General features: G+C 61.7%; 3 protein-coding genes and 1 pseudogene. 1 reads left to right on the top strand and 3 read right to left on the bottom strand.

The genetic code is table 11. The annotated features are described in order from the left end of the window. Positions 1 to 455, top strand: a pseudogene (locus tag DW024_RS05005) (DUF389 domain-containing protein); the annotation flags it as partial. 125 nt (positions 456 to 580) lie between these two features. Here the strand turns inward: DW024_RS05005 and DW024_RS05000 are convergent. From DW024_RS05000 to DW024_RS04990, 3 genes are all read right to left on the bottom strand, one after another. Further along, positions 581 to 1,030, bottom strand: a complete 450-nt coding sequence (locus DW024_RS05000) for a hypothetical protein (RefSeq protein WP_117637650.1) — start codon at positions 1,028 to 1,030, stop codon at positions 581 to 583. Between the two features lie 270 nt (positions 1,031 to 1,300). Then, positions 1,301 to 2,260 (bottom strand): 3-hydroxyacyl-CoA dehydrogenase, encoded by a 960-nt coding sequence (locus tag DW024_RS04995; RefSeq protein WP_117756876.1) that lies wholly within the window; start codon positions 2,258 to 2,260, stop codon positions 1,301 to 1,303. Between the two features lie 415 nt (positions 2,261 to 2,675). Continuing rightward, positions 2,676 to 7,463: a 2-hydroxyacyl-CoA dehydratase gene (locus DW024_RS04990; protein ID WP_118377110.1), complete on the bottom strand. Its 4,788-nt coding sequence runs from the start codon at positions 7,461 to 7,463 to the stop codon at positions 2,676 to 2,678. Between the last annotated feature and the right edge of the window lie 3 nt (positions 7,464 to 7,466).

Genomic DNA, 7,466 nt, shown 5'->3' with positions numbered 1-7,466 from the left:
TTCCGCTATGCGGTTGTCAATTTGCGAAAGAAATTATGCGTCACCAGCGCGACCTCAACGGCGACGGCATTGTGACCGCCGAGGAAAATGCCGAGGTCGATGAGCTGTCACACAAGGTGCGCCGCCGCATCATCGTGGGTACGGTGATCTTTGCCATCCCCTGCATCGTCATGACCGCGGGGTCCATTGGCTCGGCACAGGCCGGCGTGCAGGACGGCTACGGCGTCACCGAAACCACGCGCGAGCTTGCCGCGGTGCTGCCGGGCTTTAAGGATTACACCGTTGCCGTCGAGACCTCGGCCACCGAAGGCGAGGAGGAGGGCCTTGTCGAGCGCGAGGTTGTCGCCCACGTGACGACAAGCGAGACGCTTGGGGCACACGACCGCCGTGTAGCCCGCAAGCTCATCGACCTCAATGTGCCCGAGCTCGATCGCGTGGAGTTTGATGTGCAGTAATACGCGACGTGGGATGGATGCGCGCAGCCGCGAGTCACGACATGGCGCAGACGTGACGCGGGCCACGAGCAAATAGCGGGGCGCGGTCCATGGCCGCGCTCCGCTCGCTGATTTATTGCCGTGAATCATCTGTCCGCATCGACATCGCCAGACTCCACTGTAAACGCCGGACCGGTACTCACCAGATAAAAACGGGTCACCCTGGTATCTCTAAATAGGTAGAGCAAGCCCTGATCGCGTCGGCGCGAAATATACGCCACGTGGACCGCACCGAATTCTTCGCCGTTTTCCTTCTTTAATATCAGGATGTTGGGGTCATCCGTACGCTTAAACTGCCCGTCTGTGCAGATTCCGTCTTGGTCGACCAGCTGCCATCGACAGTTGTCCTCCTCAAGAAAAGCCAGGGTTTCCCGACTTGTTTCGTCATCCCGATAGTAACCATCAATGGCAAAGCCTTCGGAAACGCATTCCTGCATATAGGATGTTTCTCGATTTATAGCAAACTGCCCTGCAGCGCCCAGGAGCACAGCCAGGCAGACCACTGCGAGGGCTATCGAGATAGTACGGCGGTTCATGTCAACCAGCCCGATACTTGTTTAACGGAGTGCAAAACATACTTGGTACCTCCGGTATCATGACGAACGTCACCTACGGCCTGCCGGCAATCATATGTTTACAACATCAAACCATATGGCAACCACTCGCGAGAGGAGTATCGGCGAACGGTGCATTTTTGCGTTCTATTGGCCAAACGTCAACGCGCGCTACGGCTCTTGCTCGACCTATTCAGATCTTGTCGCATACTACCGTAGATCCCCAACGCTTCCGCCCCCAAGAGATCATTTTTAGTACGTAAAGAAGCCCTCGCCCGAGCTTTCGCCCAGCTTACCTTCGTCGAGCATCTTCTTGAGGACGGACGCCATAGCCTTAAAGTTGTAGGGCATCATCATCTTCTTGAGCAGCGGGCTCACCAAGCCCGGCACCTTCTGATACTGCATGACGATGTTGTAGGCCGTCTGGATACCCACCGTGTCGAATACGCGGAACGGGCCCTTGGGAGCGCCGGTGCCACGCGTCCATGCGAGGTCAATGCTCTTGGGGTCGCTCACGCCCGAGACGTACAGGTCAAGACCCGAAAGCAACCACGGTACCAGCATGGAGTTGAGCAGGTAGCCGTTCTTTTCCTTGTTGACGGGCAGGGCAAGCATGCGGATGTCGTTGGCGAAGTCGACGAGCTCGTCGAAGTAGCGCTTGTCGGTTTGGTCCTGTGCCATGACCTCGGTCATGTTGTTCTTCCAGATAGAGTTGGCAAAGTGCAGCGACAGGTACTTCTCGGGACGGCCGGTGTACTTGGCAAAGGTGCTCGGCAGCAGCGTGGATGAGTTGGTCACGATGACGGTCTTTTGCGGCAGAACCGGGGCGAGCTTCTTGTAGAAGTCGATCTTTGCCTGGGTGTCCTCGGCCATAGACTCGATGACCAGGTCGGCGTCGGCCACGGCCTTGGCAAGATCGAGCTCCAGCTTGAGTGTGGAGTAGGCACGCTCGACGGCGGCGAGCGCCGCCTCCTTGTCGAAGGGCTGGGTGCCATCGGCGATACCGGCGCACCACTCGCCCGTACCGTCCGCCATGCCCTCGATTGCCGCGATGTACTCCTTGCGCACGCGATCGATCTTGGGCTGGGTGCGGCCGATGCTGCCCTCGCTGCGCAGCCAAATCGTTACATCAAAGCCGCAGTAGGCAGCCTGAAAGGCAATCTGGCTTCCCAACACGCCGCCGCCGGCAACACAAACGGTCTTGTAGCTCATGGAACGGTCCTCTCTTACGTAATTCCATAGATGTGTATTTATTCAACCGTAAGGATGACGCGCGCTGGGGGTGGGTTCTATAAACGGGCGGTATTTCGCGGCAAACGGCTACATATGTTCATTATCTAAGGGTTCCGAGGACAGTTTTTGGTGCCACCGAGACGTCGTTTTTGGAAGTATGCGGCAAATTCCGGAACTCTTGAGCACATCCTGGTTTTTCGCCAATAAAACCGCAGGTACAGAGCTTGGACATATCAGGTGTGCTCGGCCTATTCAGATTTTGCCGCATACTTCCGAAATCTAAGTTCGCAAAGGGTGATAGTTGGGGCATTTACGCAACATATGTCCAGCAAAAACGGGTGGTAGTCGATACGCTACCGCCCGTTTGTCTCATATCTAGCCCATAGCAGGCCAGTTACTTCTTAATGCCGCGTCCCAGACGCTTGGCGACCGATGTGACGGCCTCCTCGCTGGCCGGCCCGCAGCTCACGCAGTCGTCATGGGCACGCATCTGACCGGTGACCTCGTCCATCGCGAGCGGCGCCACCTTCTCGAGCTTAAAGCCCTTGCCGGCGCGCATGTTTTCCTTGGCCACGCTGATCATGAGCTTAATGCGGTTGAGCTGGTTGACCTCGGACGCACCGGGGTCGTAGTCCACCGCGACAATGTTGCTCTCGGGATGCTGGCGGCGCAGCTCCTTGATCACGGCCTTGCCCACCACGTGGTTGGGCAGGCACGCAAAGGGCTGCGTGCAGATGATGTTGGGCGCACCATGGTCGATCAGGTCGAGCATCTCGGCCGTGAGCAACCAGCCCTCGCCCATGTTGTTGCACACCGAAAGTACCGTACGGGCCTTTTCGGCCATGGTGCCGATGCGCTCGGGCGCCTCGAAGCGGCGGGACTTCTCGAGCATCTCCTCCACCGGCGTGCGCATCCAGTCCACAAGCTTGATGAGCGCTTGCATGCCCGCGCGCGTAGTGGCAGAGCTACCCAGCTCGTCCTTCTGCAGCTCCGCGTTGCTCATGGAGTACAGGAAGAAGTCGAGCAGGCCCGGCACCACGGCCTCGCAGCCCTCGCGCTCGATGACATCGACCACGTGGTTGTTGGCCGTGGGATGGAACTTGACCAAGATCTCGCCGACCACGCCCACGCGCGGCTTAGTACCCTCGCCCACGAGCGGCATGGTGTCGAACGCTCGGATGGCCTCGCGGCACAGCTTGGTGTAGTTGTGGCGGTTGAACTTGGGCGCCAACTTGCGGGCGCGCGCCATGTACTCCTCGTAGAGCGCGTTGGCGGCACCGGGCGTGGCCTCGTACGGGCGGCAGCGGTAGAGCATCTGCATCATCACGTCGCCAAAGAGCACCGCGTAGACTGCCTGCTTAAGCAGCGCCGGCGTAATCTTAAAGCCGGGGTTGTCCTCGCCGAGCGCCACAGCCGAAAGCGAGATCACCGGAATCTCAGGGTGACCGCTCTCGCGCAGGGCTTTGCGAATGAGCGCGATGTAGTTGGTAGCACGGCAGCCGCCGCCGGTCTGACTGATGACCACGGCCGTCTTGGACAGGTCGTACCGACCGCTCTCGATGGCCTCCATGATCTGGCCCGTCACCAGGATCGACGGATAGCAGATGTCATTGTTCACATAGCGCAGGCCGGCCTCGACGGCGTCGTGATCGGTCGAGGGCAGCAGCTCCAAGTTGTAGCCGGCACCGCGGAACACCTCTTTGACCAGGTCAAAGTGGATCGGCGCCATCTGCGGGCACAGGATGGTGTAGCCCTCGTCGCGCATCTGCTCGGTAAAGGGCACCTTCGGCCATGCGGTCGAAGCACTCTCGCGCTGAGCCTCAAACGTGTACTTGCGGCTCGCGAACGCGGGGGCATCCGTGGAGGGCGCCACCGGCGCGGCATCGCCCTGCTCGTAAGCCTCGCCCGCGGCCGTGGCCTCGGCCAAGCGCTCGGCCTCCTGGTCCTTAAGCGCGGCCATGAGCGAGCGGATGCGGATGCGCGCGGCACCCAGGTTGGACACCTCGTCGATCTTGAGCACGGTGTAAATCTTGCCGCTGGCTTCCAGGATCTCCTGCACCTGGTCGGTGGTCAGGGCGTCCAAGCCGCAGCCGAAGGAGTTGAGCTGGATCAGGTCCAGGTCGTTGCGCATCGTCACAAAACGAGCGACGGCGTACAGGCGGCTGTGGTACATCCACTGGTCGACGACGCGAATCGGACGCTCGGGCTTTACCAGATGCGCGAGCGAATCCTCGGTAAAGACCGCAAAGCCAAAGCTCGAGATAAGCTCGGGCAGGGCGTGGTTGATCTCGGGGTCGTTATGGTAGGGACGACCGGCGAGCACGATGCCGTGACCGCCGTGGTCCTCGACCCACTTAAGGGCCTCCTCGCCCATGGTCTGGATGTCCTCGTGGAAGCGCGCGTCGGCCTCAAAGGCAGCGTTGACGGCGGCATCGACCTCGGAGCGCGTGATCTTGGGTCCACGCACGCGACCGCGACCGGCCTCAGCATCGGCCACGCGGTCGACGGCGAGCACCTGGTACAGGCGGCGCTTGAGCTCGGTCTTGTCATGATAGGGCACAAACGGGTACAGGAACTCGATGTTCTGCTCGCGGATCTCGTCGATGTTGAGTGCCAACGCCGTGGGGTAGCTCATGACGATGGGGCAGTTGTAACAGTTGCCGGCGGTCGGGTCCTCCTTGCGCTCCCAACGCACGCACGGCATCCAGATAAAGTCGACGTCGCGGTCGATAAGGTTCATCACGTGGCCGTGGCTCATCTTGGCCGGATAGCACACGCTCTCGGACGGCATGGACTCGATGCCCGCCTGGTAGGTCTTTTTGCTCGACTGGTCGGACAGCTGCACGCTAAAGCCCAAGCGCGTAAAGAACGCATGCCAGAAGGGGTAGTTCTCGTACATGTTGAGCGCGCGCGGGATGCCGACGGTGCCGCGCGGGGCCTCGTCGGGGCTCAGCACCTCGCGGTTAAAGAGCAGCTCGTTTTTCTTTTTGAAGAGGTTGGGGGCCTCGGTCTTCTGCTTTTTGTGGCCGGCGCCCTTCTCGCAACGGTTGCCGGTAATGAAGCGCCTACCGCCGCCAAAGTCGTTCACAGTAAGCTGGCAGTTGTTAGAGCAACGGCCGCAGCGGACATGCTTTTGCGTCACGGTGAGGTGTGCGATATCCTCAGCCGAAAGGATGGTCGAGGTGCCGTCGGCGCCGGCGCGATCGCGGGCGAGCAGGGCCGCACCGTAGGCGCCCATGCAGCCGGCGATGTCAGGGCGCACGGCATGCACGCCGGTGAGCTGCTCAAACGCGCGCAGCGTGGCATCGGACATAAAGGTGCCGCCCTGGACGATCACCTGGCTGCCGATCTCCTTGGGGTCGCGCAGCTTAATGACCTTGAACAGGGCATTCTTAATGACGGAATAGGACAGGCCGGCCGCGATGTCGCCCACCGTGGCGCCTTCCTTTTGCGCCTGCTTGACGCGCGAGTTCATAAAAACCGTGCAGCGGCTGCCCAGGTCGACGGGGGCCTTGGCATGGATGGCGGCATCGGCGAACGCGCGCACGTCCATGTTCATAGAGACGGCGAAGCTCTCGATAAAGCTGCCGCAACCCGACGAGCAGGCCTCGTTGAGCATGATGTGCTCGATAACGCCGTCCTTGACGCGCAGGCACTTCATGTCCTGGCCGCCGATGTCCAGGATAAACTCGACGCCGGGCAGGAACGCCTTGGCGCCGCGCAGGTGCGCGACGGTCTCGATCTCGCCGGAATCGGCCTTGAGGGCCTCGATGAGTAGCGCCTCACCGTAGCCCGTGGTGGTCACGTGGCCGATGGTGCAGCCCGCGGGAATGTGGTTGTAGAAATCGGCCATGATGACCTTGGCCGTGCCCAGGATGTCACCGTTGTTGTTGCCGTACCAGGTATGCAACAGCTGGCCGTCCTCGCCCACGAGCGCGGCCTTCATGGTGGTGGAACCGGCGTCGATGCCAATGAACACGCGGCCGGTGTAGCCGTCGAGCTTGCCCTTGGGGACGACTTCTTGGTCGTGGCGACCCTTGAACTCGGCAAAGTCCTCGTCGGTGGCAAAGAGCGGATCCAGACGCTCGACCTCGGCACCCTGCGTGTCGCCCAAGCTGTCAATGGCCTCGATAAGCTGCGGGAACGTGCTGAGCTTATTGGACTCGTGCGCCATGGCGGCGCCGCTCGCCACAAACAGGTGGGCGTTTTGGGGCACGATACGGTGCTCCTCGTCCAGGTTGAGCGTGAGGTAGAAGCGATGGCGCAGCTCGGAGAGGTACTGCAGCGGGCCGCCCAGGAAGGCAACGTTGCCACGGATGGGGCGACCGCACGCCAGGCCCGAGATGGTCTGGGTCACAACGGCCTGGAAGATGGAAGCGGCCACGTCCTCGGGGCGGGCGCCCTCGTTGAGCAGCGGCTGGACGTCGGTCTTGGCAAAGACGCCGCAGCGGCTGGCGATGGGATAGATGGTGGTGGCGTTGGCCGCGAGCTCGTTGAGGCCGCTGGCATCGGTGTGGAGCAGGGTGGCCATCTGGTCGATGAACGCGCCCGTACCGCCGGCGCAGGTGCCGTTCATGCGCTGCTCGATACCGTTGTCGAAGTAGATGATCTTGGCGTCTTCGCCGCCTAGCTCGATGGCGACGTCGGTGGCCGGGATGATGGTCTCGACGGCACGCTTGCTGGCGATGACCTCCTGGACAAACTCCAGGTCGAGCCACTGGGACAGCAGCAGGCCGCCCGAACCGGTGATGGCGCAGGTCATTTGGGCAGCCGGCAGCACGGTCGCAGCGCCCTCGAACAAGTCGCGGGCGCAGGCGCGGACGTCGGTGTGGTGGCGCTGGTACTTGGCGTAGACGATCTGGTTGTCGTCGTTGAGCACAGCGAGCTTAACGGTGGTGGAGCCCACGTCGATGCCCAGGTGCAGGTTGCCACGAGCGTTCTCGGGGTTGAAGATCGCGCCTTCGGGGGCGTGGGCGGCGGTGGCGGCTACGGGCTCAGCGGCGGTGGCGGGCTCGCTAGCGACGGACGTCTCCCCTGCCGCGTTCTTGGCATCGGCAACTGCCTCGGCAACTTTCTCGGCAGCCGCGGTCGCGGCCTTCTGCGCGGCGTCCACCACGGCGGGCGCGGCCTCGCGTGCGGCAGCGACCATGCGGTCCTTAATGCCCTCGACGAGTTTGCTCATTGT

Source organism: Collinsella sp. AF37-9 (assembly GCF_003475115.1).
GTDB lineage: Bacteria > Actinomycetota > Coriobacteriia > Coriobacteriales > Coriobacteriaceae > Collinsella.
The sequence above is the reverse complement of the archived record's forward strand: the minus strand, read 5'-3'. Positions and strand labels throughout refer to the sequence as shown.

Coding starts and splice junctions, on each gene's coding strand:
- DW024_RS04990 (WP_118377110.1), bottom strand. CDS start 7,463: ATGAGCAAACTCGTCGAGGGCATTAAGGACCGCATGGTCGCTGCCGCA.
- DW024_RS04995 (WP_117756876.1), bottom strand. CDS start 2,260: ATGAGCTACAAGACCGTTTGTGTTGCCGGCGGCGGCGTGTTGGGAAGC.
- DW024_RS05000 (WP_117637650.1), bottom strand. CDS start 1,030: ATGAACCGCCGTACTATCTCGATAGCCCTCGCAGTGGTCTGCCTGGCT.